The sequence below is a fragment of the Sediminibacterium sp. C3 genome (genome assembly GCF_000508085.1).
Classification (GTDB): domain Bacteria; phylum Bacteroidota; class Bacteroidia; order Chitinophagales; family Chitinophagaceae; genus Sediminibacterium.
The window spans coordinates 1,506,594-1,520,600 of the sequence record NZ_KI669560.1 but is presented as its reverse complement, the minus strand read 5'-3'; the positions used below and the strand labels follow the sequence as shown (position 1 = coordinate 1,520,600).

Genomic DNA, 14,007 nt, shown 5'->3' with positions numbered 1-14,007 from the left:
TAATCGGGGGGCAAAGGTAACAATTATTGTTAAATTTTAGCTTGTAAATAGTATTATTTCCCCCTTTGCTATTGCACATATATAAATATTTCGCTAATTTGTCCTTACTAAGTGTAAAAACTGATGAAAATCCATTTATCCTACCTAATTGTAGGGGCTCTTTTAATCGGTGCAGTCAATGCCCAATCCCATGATCCGCGAGTAGAACGAGCTTTGCGGGCACAGAAAAAAGCCATTGAAGCGCAAATGATGGCGAATAAGGCAGAAAGAGCCAAAGCCATGGCCATGGGCAAAAAGCCAAAAAATGCGGAGCCAGTCTTAACTGACGCGGAAAAAGCCAAAAAAAATAAAGAAAACCTGGATAGTATTCGCAGAAGGATGCAATTTATTCAAAACACCACTTCTAATGCCAACCCGGAAGCAAAATACAAAGCAGGACCTGGAGGAGCAGCAGAAAGGATTGGCTCACCCGGATACAAAAGCCCCAGCAATAATACAGAAAGAAAAGAAGCCAAAATAGCCCAAACATATCCCAGAAGATATTAAATCAGAATCTGTAATTTGGCAGCTGAACAAACCAATTTAATCATGCTAAAATCTTTCTTGCTCAGCTGCCTGTTTTTATGCCTTGTCTATAATGGCTTCTCACAAAAAGGGTCCACCCAAAACCCTGCTGATATTAAAAAAATTCAGCAATTTCAAAAAAAATTAATCCTGCTGGTAAAAACAGTCAGGTGATACACCCGAGCAAGTCTGACGGATCACCGGACATGAGGTATAAGGCCAATAAAGAAAAATTCAGAGCTACCGCACCAGGTCCAAGAAAAGCGGATGGTACACCTGATATGCGATACAAGGAAAATAAAGAAGCAAAGAAATCTCCTGTGAAAAAATCAGGGCAATAACCCCATATCGAAATTCTTTAACGATTACTAATCATTACAAGGTAATCAAGATTCAAAAAATCATCTAGAAACAAAACAAAAAATCCGCCCGGTAAACCAGAGCGGATTTTTTATTTCAACGAAGAATTGTATTAGTCTGCCTTCAAAGCTTTATCGAGTAAGAAAATCAAATGTGTTCTGTGCGCTTTGGTATCTTCATTAGGAGAAACCGCAGCAGCCAATTTGGTTCTCAATTTTCTCAAAGTATACAAAGCCGCCGATTTAGATACTTCATCTAAAGTTGAGGTAGGCGCAATTAAACTTGCAGCACCTTTTACAAAACTGATTTGCAAGTATCTACGGTACATATTTACATTGATATTGATATCCGCATCAAATATTCCTTTTACCAGATCTCCCATCACATCTACAACTCCGTATTCATTTCCATACAACCGGGTATTATTGATTCTTTGCAAAGTGATTGGATTTAAAATATGTGCCAATGCACCATTCACCTGCAGACCTAAGAAATTGCTGGTTACTTTAAAATCTTCTCCATTCCCTGGCTGATTAAAACCACGACGTTGCATTTGCAGGTAAGGGAATACCTGGGTGTCAGCTTCAAATGCATTCGGAGCAAACACATATTTAGTCAACACTTCCATAGCTTTCTTTTGTGTAGCATAAGGTGTAGGCGTATAGGGTTTGTTGCCTGAATTCTGTTCAGGGAAACTACGATCAATATAAACACCCCCAATATAGCGGCTTACTGCATTAATCTGACCACTACGTTGTCCTTGCAACATACTGTATCTGGATCTTAATTCTGCAAATGACTGACCAGGCTTTGTATATTTCTGCACCAGTTTACCCATTACATTATTTACCAGTTTAAAACGCTCTTCTGCATAAGCAATGGCGTCACTACTCATATCATTCACATTCACTCTTGGGTCAATCGCTTTACCTGGTGCACGCATATCATCACCATCATTTCCAAATGCCAATTTTGGATCATTGCTTCTAGACAAAATCTTGCTTAACATCACTTCCTCTTCAGCTTCAGAAATAAAAGGAGTATAACCATATTCAATAGCCCAGATATCATAAGGTCCGGCTTTGGTTGTATAATAATCTCCTTGTTTACTTCTATCTAAAGAAATATTAACAGCAGGATAATCCATAACAGAACCAATCAATCCAATTTTCCGGGTAATAGCAGTATTGTGTACTTCTGAAGGAGAAAGCATCTGACTACTCTTCATATTATGATTCAGCCCAAGAGTATGCCCCATTTCATGCATAATTAAATAAATAAGAAACTGTTCATGCATCGCCTTGATTTCTTCAGGGCTTGCATTCGTTGTTTCTAGCGTAGTTAGCCCAGCTGAATATTGCATTTTTAATTCAGAACCAATATTGCAATTAAATGCATGCTGGTGCTCCATACCAGGGAAAATTAACTGAGGCATGGAAGGTCCGTTAAACAATTCATCCTGAATTGGGGTTGCACTACCAGAATACCATTCAACTGTAATATCCGAACCTAAAATTTGTCCGGTTCTCGGATTCACAAAACTAGGTCCAATGGCACCATAGGAGGGCTGTGCAGAAGAAACCCATCTGATAACATTGTATCGTATATCTGCTGGATCCCACTTGGCATCATCAGGCATCATTTTCATTTGAACAGCATTCTTAAATCCTGCCTTTTCAAAAGCTTCATTCCATTTTAAACCAGCGTCTATAATAATTTGTCTGTACTCAACAGGCGTTGTATTCTCAACCCAGAAAACAATGGGCTCAACAGGCTCACTCAACGCAGCTGATGGATCTTTCTTTTTCAAAAACCAACGGTTAATCATATCCTTGTAAGGCACAGTGCTAACGCTGGTCATATTGGTTCTCTGCTGCATAAAATATCCAACGCGCGGATCGTCTCTTCTTGCCCTGAAATCATTCTTAGGCATTTCCAGAAAACTATGCTGCATTCTTACACGAACATATCTGGGGTCAACAACATCAGGTCCGCCACTTGCCAGTGTAGTTGGATTATCATAAGATAAATCAACTACAACATCTGTATTATTCGGATAAGAACGGATATCGGCATATTTTGATTTGGTGGGATTTAAACCGCCTAAATTAAACATGAACATCGCCATAGGGCTGGGCGCCATTTGTGGTTTAACAGGGTCCATCTTCTCACTTAAAAACAAACCATCCACACTAATCAAATACCCATTTTCGTCTTCAATGCTAAATTTGTCATTAAAGAAAACGGCTTCAGGTTTGTCAACATCAGCAGATTTGCTCACCGCATTTTTCGGGTCATAATAAAAATTAGTGTTGACTTCAGAAAATTCCAATTTATCGAAAGCTTTTTTAATCTTGTACACAGCTGTATTTCTGTGCATGCTCTGATTCAAAAACAAAGTGGTTGGACCACTGATTGAAAAGCTCTGATAAATGAACTCTTTTTCCAATTGGTCTTTTCTAATATACATCTGTAAACTTCCAGTAGTAGTATCCTGGTAAAGCGTAAAAAGGCCTTCCAGTTTTTTGGTGCCCTTTGTTTTATCTGCAACGGTTTGTTTTTTGGGGGCAGCCGGCTTGGCCGTATCTGCTGTAGCTGGTTTAGCGGGAGGGGTAGACACCTGCTGTGCATTTACCAGAGTGCTTACACCCAGAAAAAGCATGGCAGAGCCGATTACATATTTTTTCATACAAGTAGTTTAGTGAAGAACAAATTATGCATTCTGCTAATACGCAAAATGGAATTAACAAAATCTTTGATGATTGGTAAAAAAAGCAGTCGATAAGTAATTAGCCATTATGAATGGACCCCTCAATATTCAAAATAAGTAGCTACAATTCCCATTGGGGCTAATCAACTTAAGATTGTAAATAGTTTTCTAACTGAGTGATGGTTTGTTGTTGACTCAGGATGGTTTCAGCCACCAAATCATTCATACTGATAATTCCGGCAAGCTGATCATTTTGCATTACAGGCAAATACCGGATTCTTCTTGAACTCATCAACTGCATGCAATGTTCAACCGTATCAGTTAAAGTAATAGACGGGAAATCTGCACTCATGATTTCGCTTACTGGCGTATCACTGGAATGCCTTCCCATCAGTATTACTTTTCTGGAGTAATCACGTTCTGTTAATATTCCTAAGAAACGTTCTTTATCCATAACCACAACAGAACCAATGTTTTTTTCTGCCATGACTCTTAGGGCTTCAATTACGGTAGTATCAGGAGCAACTACGGTTACCTGAGTGCCTTTACGGTTGAGAATATCACTTACTTTATGCATAGAAAAATATTTCTTGCAATAAGTTAAGCAAAGAAATTGAGTTATGCAAACTTTTGAGCAATGGCAGTAGCAGCAATAAAACCGCTTGTCCAGGCATGCTGAAAATTAAATCCCCCTGTAATTCCATCCACATCCATTACTTCTCCCGCAAAATAGAGATGGGGGGCAATCCTGCTTTCCATGGTTTGGGGATGGATTTCAGAAAGGGCGATTCCTCCCGCTGTTACAAATTCCTCCTTGAATGTGGTTTTACCGGAAATTGAATAACTACTATGGGTCAAGAGCTGAATCAGTTTATTCTGCTGAACAGATTTCAGTTCGGCCCACTTGGTATCCTCGCTAATACCCGCTTCATGCAATAAAAATTGCCACAAACGATTGGGCAATGCAAAGGGAGATTTACCCCACATTTTTTGAGTAGCCATTTGTTCCCGGTAAAATGACCATTCCTCTCTTAAAAGGGTTTCATTTAGTTCACCCAGCCAGTTCACAACAACTTCAAAATGATAATTGAGCTCAGCCAATTGTCTTGCACCCCAGGCAGATAGTTTCAGAACAGCAGGTCCGCTCAACCCCCAGTGAGTAATCAATAAAGGACCGGATTCTTTTAATTTAGAACCTACCACTTTAAGTGAGACATTGGGCACTGAAACCCCCATTAAAGCTATAATAGGATGTTTGGGCATATTTAAAGTGAACAGAGAAGGGATGGGTTCTACAATACTGTGTCCGGTATTTTTTAACCAATCAAACATAGACAATTTGGGCAAACCACCACAAGCAACACAAACTGCATCTGCTATAATCTCTTCCTTTTTCTCAGTAAGAATTTTCCATTGATTGCCCTCTTTTACAATGGAATGTACACCCGTGTTCGTACTTACTTTAACCTTATATAAATCGGCTTCACGCAATAAACAATCAATAATAGTAGCAGACTGGTTGGTAACAGGAAACATTCTGCCGTCGGATTCGGCATGAAGTTTTACGCCTCTTTCTTCAAACCAGTTAATGGTGTCCCTGGTATTGAACTGGTGAAAAGCCTTTTTGATAAATTGCTCTCCACGAGGATATTTTTTAACCAGGGCTGGAATATCAAATAATTCATGCGTGGTATTACATCTGCCCCCACCACTGATTCTTACTTTAGATAAGAGCTTGGCAGATTTTTCTAATAGTATCACTTCCAAAGCCGGATTCATTCTCGCTGCATTAACAGCGCAAAAAAATCCAGCAGCCCCACCTCCTACCACAACCAGCTTTTTCATTTATAAAATTGAATACTAATAATAACTGGAGTTCAAATGTGGATTGGCTTTTTCTTCTGCTTCAATAATACTGTAATCAGAAAGGATTAAAGCCTTATTTCTCTTTACACAAACATCGTGTTCAAAATGAACAGAAGGCTTCCCGTCTCTGGTTTTAATGGTCCATCCATCCTCATCAGTATATACTTCCCTGCTACCCATATTAATCATTGGCTCAATGGCCAGCACCAGATTTTCCTTCAACTTGGGTCCTGTACCTCTTTTACCATAGTTGGGCATTTGCGGATCTTCGTGCAGGCTTCTTCCCAAACCATGTCCTACCAGTTCTCTTACTACGCCATACCCGTGTTTAATTTCTGTATGCTCCTGAATGGCATAGGCAATATCACCAATCCTATTATTTACAATTGCTTTTTCAATGCCTTTGTAAAGAGACTCTTTGGTAACCTTAACCAGTTCAATGGCTGCAGGATCTGCATTGCCCATAATAAAAGTATAAGCATGATCACCGTGCCAACCGTTTAAAATAACGCCCATATCAATAGAAACAATATCACCATTTTTCAATGGGGTATCATTGGGAAATCCATGAACAACCACATCATTCACTGATGCACAGATAGTGAAGGGATAGCCTCTGTAATTTAAAAAAGAGGAAGTAGCATTGTGCTTTTGAATAAAATTGGCACAAAACTTATCAATTTCAAGCGTTGTAACTCCAGGCTTCAATATTTTGGCCACTTCAGCCAGTGTTTTGCTAACTAAGACTGCAGCATTTTTCATTAAATCTATTTCCGCATCCGTTTTATAAATAATCATCTCTTTATTTCTTCTGGTCATTGTCTATTAAAAAGTAAACCTGTTCAGCATTGCCAAACAGGTTTACAAAGTTCGTTATTTTATTTGATACTAGATGGTAGAACTGGTTACCCCCTGTCTTCCCTGAACTCTTCCGCTATTCATTAAGCCATCGTACTGACGCATTAACAAGTAGGTTTCAATTTGTTGTAGGGTATCTAAAACAACACCTACCATAATCAATAAAGAAGTTCCACCGAAGAAGGTACTGAAACCTTGCGTTACACCTAGTCTTTGAGCAAAACCTGGAAGAATACCAACCAATGCTAAGAATATAGCGCCAGGTAAAGTAATCTTATCCATAATTGCTCCAATATAATCTGCAGTAGGTTGCCCGGGTTTAACACCGGGAACAAATCCATTATTGCGCTTTAAATCTTCTGCAATCTGCTTAGGGTTAAATATCAATGCAGTGTAAAGGAAAGTAAAACCAATTACCATTACAGAGTAGATTAACATATACCATGCATTGCTGTGATCGTTAAAGATTTTCACAATGCCGGAAGCAGAATCCAGATTAGTAAAAGAAACCAAGGTAGGCAGGAACATAATGGCCTGCGCAAAAATGATAGGCATAACACCGGCACTGTTCACTTTTACAGGTAAAAACTGACGTGCGCCGCCAAATTGTCTGCTACCAATGATTTGTTTTGCGTAGTTAACTGGTATTTTTCTTACACCCTGAACCAGGATAATCAATCCCATGATAATGGAAACCAATACGGCCATTTCAATTAAGAAGATTAACAATCCACCGCCACCGCTAACACCTTTGGCACCAAATTCCTGGATAATGCTTTGTGGTAAACGGGCAAGGATACCAACCATGATGATAATAGAAGTACCATTACCTAATCCCTTGTCCTGAATTCTTTCACCTAACCACATAACAAACAAAGTACCTGCAGTTAAGGTAATAACGGTTGAAAACCAGAAGAAAGGCTTATAAGCTGGTAAAATCGCTTCGGCATATCCGGGACTATTCAGGTAAGCTACATAAGCACCTGCCTGGAATAAAGTAACCAATACTGTCAGGTATCTGGTCCACTGGTTGATTTTTTTACGACCACTCTCTCCTTCTTTCTGTACCTTCTGTAACTGAGGAACCAAAATGGTCATCAATTGCATAAAGATAGAAGCAGAAATGTAAGGCATGATACCTAAGGCAAGAATAGAAGCTTGTGAAAAGGCACCACCGGCAAACATATCAAATATGCCCAAGAGGCCATTGCTCTTAGCTGAATTGGCAGCTGCTTCAATTTTATTCGGATCAATACCTGGTAAAACGATATGCGTACCAAAACGATAAGTTAACACCAAAGCAAGGGTTACAATAATTTTATTACGTAACTCTTCAATGGTCCAAATGTTCTTAAAAGTCTGAACTAGTTTTTTCACTTCACTAAATTAAATGGCGTTAAACTTAATTATTTGATAATCTCAACTGTTCCGCCTGCAGCTTCAATAGCAGCTTTTGCTTTTTCGCTGATGGCGTTAATTTTGAAACTGAGCTTTGACTTCAGTTCGCCATTACCTAATACCTTAACACTATCAGTACGGTTGATTAAACCATTGATGTATAAATTCTCAAGAGAAATTTCAGTGAAACCGTATTTCTCTACTAACTGATCTAACTGACCTAAATTGAATACTTTGTACTCAACTCTGTTATTGTTCTTGAATCCACGCTTAGGAATTCTACGCTGAATTGGCATCTGACCACCTTCGTGAGCCATTTTGCTCTTGTAACCAGCACGGCTCTGACCACCTTTGTTACCTTTGGTTGAAGTACCACCTTTACCAGATGCTTCACCACGACCTAATCTCTTTTCTCTTTTTACTGAACCTTCAGCAGGCTTTAAATTGTGTAGTTTCATTTTACTTTGATTTTGAACTTACGGGGTATCACCCCTCGCGTTGTTTATAATAAATAAAAGTCAGGAGTAAAGATATCCGCATGAAGCGGTATATCCAAACTACTGACTTAAAAAATTTTTAATTAAGCAACCTCTTCAACCTTCACCAGGTGGCTAACTTTGTTAACCATACCTAATATTTGTGGAGTAGCTTCTACTTCTCTAGAGGCATTCAACTTCTTTAAACCAAGCGCAATAAGGGTTTGCTTCTGACGCTCAGGTCTGTCGATACCGCTTTTTATTTGTGTGATTTTAATCTTTTTCATAAATATTATCCGTTGAATACTTTGCTCAATTTAATGTTACGTCCTTTAGCAACCTGAACTGGTTCTCTCAAAAGGCTTAACGCTTTGATAGTAGCTTTAACCACGTTGTGAGGATTTGCAGATCCAAGGCTTTTAGCAAGTACGTCGGTAATACCAGCACTTTCCAAAACTGAACGCATGCTACCACCCGCGATAACTCCCGCTCCGTGTGCAGCTGGCTTAATAAGTACTTTAGCAGCACCATCTTTAGCCCACTGTTCGTGAGGAATTGTTCCGTGCATAACCGGTACTTTCACAAGATTCTTCTTAGCATCTTCAATACCTTTAGCAATTGCTTCCTGTACTTCTTTTGCTTTACCAAGACCCTGTCCTACAATACCATTTTCGTTTCCAACAACAACAAGTGCAGAGAAACTGAATGTACGGCCTCCTTTTGTGGTTTTTACCACACGGTTAATTGCAACAACCTTATCTTTTAATTCGATGTCGCCACCCGCTTTTACTTTATTTACGCTTACTTTAGACATTTATTGAGCGATTAAATTGATGTTAGTAATTAGAATACCAGACCACCTTCTCTTGCTCCGTCTGCTACAGACTTCACACGGCCATGATATAGATTTCCACCTCTGTCAAATACACAATTAGTTAAACCCAGAGCCAAAGCTTTAGTTGCAACTGCAGCACCTACCATTTTAGCTTTTTCAATCTTGGTAACTTTCTGAGCAGCGATGTCTTTATCTCTTGAAGATGCAGCAGCTAAAGTAACTCCATTATCATCATCAATTAATTGTGCATAGATTTCGGCATTGCTTCTGAATACAGAAAGGCGTGGCTTTACAGCTGTACCAGCAACCTTCTTACGGATGCGGTATCTAATTTTCTGCCTTTGAATTAATTTACCCATTGTTTTTTATTTTATACCTCCGATTCGGCCGGGGGATTGTTAGTTTAATTATTTACCTGCTGATTTACCTGCTTTTCTTCTCAAGATTTCACCAGCGTATTTCACACCTTTTCCTTTGTATGGTTCAGGCTTACGTAAGCTTCTCAATTTAGCAGCAACCTGACCAATTAATTGCTTGTCAATACCTTCAAGGAACACTTTAGGGTTTTGTCCTTTTTCGTTGGTAGTGGTTACTTTTAATTCACTTGGAATTTCAATGATGATATTGTGAGAATATCCTAAAGCAAGATCCAACAAATTACCTGAGTTTGCAGCTTTAAAACCTACCCCTACTAACTCTAATTCTTTTTTATATCCTTCAGTAACACCCTTCACCATATTGTTTACCAAAGAACGATATAGACCGTGCATGGCGCGGTGACGAATCTGATCTGTAGGTCTGGTAAATGTAATATTACCTTCATTAATGTTAACAGTGATATCTCTGTCAATTGCCTGAGACAATTGTCCTTTTGGACCTTTTACTGTTAAAACGTTCTCTGCATCAACGGTGATGGTTACACCTGCCGGAACTACTACTGGTTGTTTACCAATTCTAGACATAGTCGATTTTTGTTTTTATGTGTATGAAAGCTCCGTGTTCAGCCACGACTAAGAGGCTTAATTGTCGGAACTCAATTAATTAAGAAATGTAACACAATACTTCACCACCCACATTCTGAGCCTTGGCTTGCTTATCAGTCAATACTCCTTTAGAAGTACTTAAGATTGCAACTCCCAAACCATTGATTACTCTTTTAATTTCAGCAGGCTTAGCATACTGACGTAAACCAGGACGGCTTACTCTTTCCAAAGAGCGGATAGCTGGTTGTTTGGTAGCAGGATCATACTTAAGCGCAATCTTAATAAGACCTTGCTTATTGTCGTCTTCGAATTTATACTTCAGAATATAACCCTGATCGTATAAGATTTCTGTTAAACGCTTCTTTAAATTAGAAGCAGGAATTTCAACCAGTCTGTGACCAGCCAACTGAGCATTACGAATTCTAGTTAAGAAGTCTGCTATTGGATCAGTTACCATATTATTTTTATTATATCAGTTCTAAATTTTGTTTTAGCAGCGGGTAGATTACCAGCTTGCTTTCTTTACGCCCGGAATCATACCATTCAAAGCCATGTCACGGAAAATAACCCTTGACAGACCAAAATAACGCATGTATCCTTTAGGTCTTCCTGTAAGCTGACAACGGTTCTTTAAACGTACCGGAGAAGCATTCTTAGGTAGTAGGTCCAAACCTGCATAATCGCCTGCTGCTTTTAAAGCCGCACGCTTTTCAGCATACTGAGCTACCATTTTCTCGCGCTTTCTTTGTCTGGCTTTTACTGATTCTTTTGCCATAATTTTTTTGTTCTGAGTTTAATTAATCTTTCTTGGTTCCTTTAAACGGCATACCCAATTCTTTTAAAAGCTCATAAGCTTCTTCATTGGTATTTGCTGTTGTAACAAAAGTGATATCCAATCCGGTGATTTTATTTACTTTATCAATATCAATTTCAGGGAAAATGATTTGTTCAGTAACACCTAAAGTATAGTTACCTCTACCATCAAATGCTTTGTCGCTGATTCCTTTGAAATCACGTACACGTGGTAAAGCAACAGATACCAATCTGTCAAGGAATTCATACATTTTTTCACCTCTTAAAGTTACGCGGGCACCAATTGGCATTCCTTTACGTAATTTAAAGTTAGAAATGTCTTTCTTAGACATGGTAGGAACTGCTTTCTGACCAGTGATCATGTTCAATTCTTCTACTGCAATGTCTACTAGTTTCTTATCTGTAACCGCACCATTAACACCACGGTTGATACAGATTTTTTCTAGTTTAGGAGCTTGCATTACTGTTGAGTAAGCAAACTTCTTCATAAGAGCAGGTACTACTTCTTTAGTGTACTTTGCTGCTAATCTCGGTGTATATTTCTCTGTACTCATTATTTGATTACCTCCCCAGATTTTTTAGATACACGTATTAATTTACCATTCTCACGGGTACGCTTCACTTTGGTTGGCTCGCTTTTCTTGGCATCCCACAACATTACATTACTGATGTTGATTGGAGCTTCTACTTTTACTATACCACCTTTGGTATTTTGAGCAGAGGGCTTGGTGTGCTTGGTAACGATATTCACTCCTTCTACAACTACACGACCTTTATCGATAATCACTTCCAATACTGTGCGAGGCTTTTTCAAATCCTTGTCATCACCGGCAATAACCACTACGGTATCACCTTTCTTGATGTTGAATTTGGGTTTAAATCTTGTACTCATTTTATTTAGCTTTTAGCTTTTTTTATAATACTTCAGGAGCAAGAGAAATAATTTTCATATAACCCTTATCACGCAACTCTCTTGCTACTGGTCCAAAGATACGTGTACCGCGAGGTTCATCTGAGTTATTCAACAACACTACTGCGTTGTCATCAAAACGGATGTAAGAACCATCTTTTCTGCGGAGTTTGTTTTTAGTACGAACAATAACTGCTTTGGATACTGTTCCTTTTTTAACACCACCTGCAGGAATTGCGTCTTTAACCGTAACAACAATTTTATCGCCGATTTTAGCATAATCCTGACCGCTGTTACCAAGTACCTTAATACAAAGTACTTCTTTAGCGCCACTATTGTCAGCTACATTTAACCTGCTTTCTTGCTGAATCATTTTATTTAATTTGAAATTTTACATTCAAGCATCAGATACCTGTTGAGGTATAAGAAACTCAAATCAATATTGTTATTTCGCTTTTTCTACAATTTCAACCAGTCTCCAACGCTTGGTTTTACTAAGCGGACGAGTTTCCATGATCTTTACCACATCACCGATGGTGCACTCTCCCTTCTCATCATGAGCATGGAATTTGGTAGTTTTCTTTACGAACTTACCGTAGATAGGGTGTTTTACTTTTCTTTCAACCGCAACAGTGATGGTTTTATCCATTTTATCGCTGGTAACGATCCCTGTCCTTGTTTTGCGCAAATTTCTTTCAGCCATTGTGTTTAATTTATGGTTTAAATACCCATTTCTTTTTTCTTCAATTCCGTTTTAATACGGGCGATGTCTCTACGAAGTCCACGAATAGTCATTGGATTTTCAAGTGGAGAGATAGCGTGAGCAAATTCCAGTTTCTTTAAACGAAGCTCGTCTTCCTGGATTTTAGCTCTAAGATCTGTTACACTTAGATCCTTTAGATTCTTGTTGAATTCGTATGTTTTTTTATTAGCCATTGCAATTTCTTTTATTGGTTATGCTTGCAAATCTCTTCTTACGATGAACTTGGTTGCGATTGGTAATTTCTGTGCGGCAAGACCCATCGCTTCTTTAGCTACAGCTTCTGTAACGCCATCGCATTCAAAGATGATACGTCCTGGCTCAACAACAGCAGCCCAGTATTCAGGGTTACCTTTACCCTTACCCATTCTCACCTCTGCAGGCTTATGAGTGATGATTTTATCAGGGAATACTCTGATCCATACATTACCCTCACGCTTCATAGCACGGGTCATGGCCTGACGGGCAGATTCAATTTGGCGGTTGGTTAACCAAATGGGTTCCAATGCTTTTAAGGCAAATGATCCAAATGATATAGCAGTTCCACGCTTAGCTACTTCGCGAATGCGTCCTTTCTGCTGTTTCCTATGTTTGCTTCTTTTCGGCTGTAACATTTTTTAGTTTTTTGGTCCACGAAATGAATTCGTAGTTATTTAAAACTTTAGTAATAATTATTACTAGTTCTTATTAGTTTCTGCGTTCTCCTCTTCCACCACCTCTTCTGTCGTCTCTTCTTTCGCCACCTCTTCTCTCATCAGATCCAGATCTTTCTCTTCTGTCACTCATATCGTTCTTTCCACCAACAAAGTTTGGATTCAATTCACGCTTTCCTAATACTTCACCTTTACAGATCCATACTTTGATACCAATTTTACCATATACAGTCTGAGCAAATACATTGGCATAATCAATATCCATACGGAAAGTATGCAATGGAGTACGACCTTGTTTGAATTCTTCGCTACGTGCAATTTCAGCACCACCCAAACGACCGCTTAATTTTACCTTGATACCTTCAGCACCCATACGTAAAGTAGAGGCGATTGCCATTTTGGTAGCACGTTTGAAGTTGATACGATTTTCAATCTGACGAGCGATGGTATCACCTACGATAGTCGCATCCAGTTCAGGACGACGGATTTCCAAAATATTAATTTGAACATCGTCTTTACCGGTTAACTTCTTCAATTCTTCTTTAATACGATCAACCTCATTACCACCTTTACCGATGATAATACCTGGTTTAGAAGTATGAATGGTTACAATCAATTTACCAAGCGTACGCTCGATAACGATTTTTGCGATACCACCTTTGTTGATACGGGCACTTAGGTAGGTACGGATCTTATGATCTTCGATCAGTTTGGATGCATAGTCTTTTTTACTACCATACCAGTTACTGTCCCATCCGCGGATGATGCCTAACCTGTTACCAATTGGATTTGCTTTCTGACCCATATAATGGTTTTACTAA

21 protein-coding genes are annotated in these 14,007 nt (G+C 38.9%); 2 read left to right on the top strand and 19 right to left on the bottom strand.

The features are described from left to right. Window positions 1–123 precede the first annotated feature (123 nt). Together F777_RS0107020 and F777_RS18080 are read left to right on the top strand one after the other, a co-directional pair. A complete protein-coding gene (locus F777_RS0107020) occupies window positions 124–546 on the top strand; it encodes a hypothetical protein (RefSeq protein ID WP_026751421.1) in 423 nt (140 codons plus the stop codon). 188 nt (window positions 547–734) lie between these two features. Further along, entirely contained in the window at window positions 735–905 is a 171-nt protein-coding gene (locus F777_RS18080) for a hypothetical protein (RefSeq protein WP_173399620.1), read from the top strand. 131 nt (window positions 906–1,036) lie between these two features. Here the strand turns inward: F777_RS18080 and F777_RS0107005 are convergent, their stop codons facing one another. The 19 genes from F777_RS0107005 to rpsC all read right to left on the bottom strand — a co-directional run bounded on the left by F777_RS0107005 (window position 1,037) and on the right by rpsC (window position 13,991). After that, window positions 1,037–3,613: a zinc-dependent metalloprotease gene (locus F777_RS0107005; protein WP_026751420.1), complete on the bottom strand. Its 2,577-nt coding sequence runs from the start codon at window positions 3,611–3,613 to the stop codon at window positions 1,037–1,039. Window positions 3,614–3,782: 169 nt separating this feature from the next. Then, window positions 3,783–4,211 carry a CBS domain-containing protein gene (locus tag F777_RS0107000; protein WP_026751419.1) on the bottom strand — a complete coding sequence of 143 codons (429 nt, stop codon included), beginning with the start codon at window positions 4,209–4,211 and terminating at the stop codon, window positions 3,783–3,785. 41 nt (window positions 4,212–4,252) lie between these two features. After that, window positions 4,253–5,479 carry a BaiN/RdsA family NAD(P)/FAD-dependent oxidoreductase gene (locus tag F777_RS0106995; RefSeq protein WP_026751418.1) on the bottom strand — a complete coding sequence of 409 codons (1,227 nt, stop codon included), beginning with the start codon at window positions 5,477–5,479 and terminating at the stop codon, window positions 4,253–4,255. A 15-nt stretch (window positions 5,480–5,494) separates the two neighbouring features. Beyond that, complete coding sequence (map, locus tag F777_RS0106990) at window positions 5,495–6,319, bottom strand: type I methionyl aminopeptidase (RefSeq protein ID WP_235785898.1); 825 nt, start codon at window positions 6,317–6,319, stop codon at window positions 5,495–5,497. Window positions 6,320–6,388: 69 nt separating this feature from the next. Then, complete coding sequence (gene secY, locus F777_RS0106985) at window positions 6,389–7,735, bottom strand: preprotein translocase subunit SecY (protein WP_026751416.1); 1,347 nt, start codon at window positions 7,733–7,735, stop codon at window positions 6,389–6,391. Between the two features lie 29 nt (window positions 7,736–7,764). After that, window positions 7,765–8,214, bottom strand: coding sequence for a 50S ribosomal protein L15 (gene rplO, locus F777_RS0106980; protein ID WP_026751415.1), 450 nt, complete (start codon window positions 8,212–8,214; stop codon window positions 7,765–7,767). Window positions 8,215–8,336: 122 nt separating this feature from the next. Continuing rightward, the gene (gene rpmD / locus F777_RS0106975; RefSeq protein WP_026751414.1) at window positions 8,337–8,519 is read right to left on the bottom strand and encodes a 50S ribosomal protein L30; all 183 of its coding nucleotides are present in this window, start codon (window positions 8,517–8,519) and stop codon (window positions 8,337–8,339) included. A gap of 5 nt (window positions 8,520–8,524) precedes the next feature. Beyond that, window positions 8,525–9,046 carry a 30S ribosomal protein S5 gene (rpsE, locus tag F777_RS0106970; RefSeq protein ID WP_026751413.1) on the bottom strand — a complete coding sequence of 174 codons (522 nt, stop codon included), beginning with the start codon at window positions 9,044–9,046 and terminating at the stop codon, window positions 8,525–8,527. A gap of 29 nt (window positions 9,047–9,075) precedes the next feature. After that, complete coding sequence (gene rplR, locus F777_RS0106965; protein WP_026751412.1) at window positions 9,076–9,426, bottom strand: 50S ribosomal protein L18; 351 nt, start codon at window positions 9,424–9,426, stop codon at window positions 9,076–9,078. Window positions 9,427–9,474: 48 nt separating this feature from the next. Then, window positions 9,475–10,029, bottom strand: coding sequence for a 50S ribosomal protein L6 (rplF, locus tag F777_RS0106960; RefSeq protein WP_026751411.1), 555 nt, complete (start codon window positions 10,027–10,029; stop codon window positions 9,475–9,477). A gap of 79 nt (window positions 10,030–10,108) precedes the next feature. Beyond that, complete coding sequence (gene rpsH / locus F777_RS0106955) at window positions 10,109–10,507, bottom strand: 30S ribosomal protein S8 (protein WP_026751410.1); 399 nt, start codon at window positions 10,505–10,507, stop codon at window positions 10,109–10,111. Window positions 10,508–10,555: 48 nt separating this feature from the next. Next, on the bottom strand, window positions 10,556–10,825 hold the full coding sequence (gene rpsN, locus F777_RS0106950) for a 30S ribosomal protein S14 (RefSeq protein WP_026751409.1): 270 nt from the start codon (window positions 10,823–10,825) through the stop codon (window positions 10,556–10,558). Window positions 10,826–10,847: 22 nt separating this feature from the next. Further along, window positions 10,848–11,417, bottom strand: a complete 570-nt coding sequence (gene rplE / locus F777_RS0106945; RefSeq protein ID WP_026751408.1) for a 50S ribosomal protein L5 — start codon at window positions 11,415–11,417, stop codon at window positions 10,848–10,850. Continuing rightward, the gene (gene rplX / locus F777_RS0106940; RefSeq protein WP_026751407.1) at window positions 11,417–11,755 is read right to left on the bottom strand and encodes a 50S ribosomal protein L24; all 339 of its coding nucleotides are present in this window, start codon (window positions 11,753–11,755) and stop codon (window positions 11,417–11,419) included. The genes rplE and rplX overlap by 1 nt, the downstream gene beginning before the upstream one ends. 22 nt (window positions 11,756–11,777) lie before the next feature. Then, a complete protein-coding gene (gene rplN / locus F777_RS0106935; protein WP_026751406.1) occupies window positions 11,778–12,146 on the bottom strand; it encodes a 50S ribosomal protein L14 in 369 nt (122 codons plus the stop codon). Between the two features lie 72 nt (window positions 12,147–12,218). Then, entirely contained in the window at window positions 12,219–12,476 is a 258-nt protein-coding gene (rpsQ, locus tag F777_RS0106930; protein WP_026751405.1) for a 30S ribosomal protein S17, read from the bottom strand. Window positions 12,477–12,493: 17 nt separating this feature from the next. Further along, window positions 12,494–12,709: a 50S ribosomal protein L29 gene (gene rpmC / locus F777_RS0106925; RefSeq protein ID WP_026751404.1), complete on the bottom strand. Its 216-nt coding sequence runs from the start codon at window positions 12,707–12,709 to the stop codon at window positions 12,494–12,496. An 18-nt stretch (window positions 12,710–12,727) separates the two neighbouring features. Continuing rightward, on the bottom strand, window positions 12,728–13,147 hold the full coding sequence (rplP, locus tag F777_RS0106920) for a 50S ribosomal protein L16 (RefSeq protein ID WP_026751403.1): 420 nt from the start codon (window positions 13,145–13,147) through the stop codon (window positions 12,728–12,730). A gap of 73 nt (window positions 13,148–13,220) precedes the next feature. Further along, a complete protein-coding gene (gene rpsC, locus F777_RS0106915) occupies window positions 13,221–13,991 on the bottom strand; it encodes a 30S ribosomal protein S3 (RefSeq protein ID WP_026751402.1) in 771 nt (256 codons plus the stop codon). Between the last annotated feature and the right edge of the window lie 16 nt (window positions 13,992–14,007).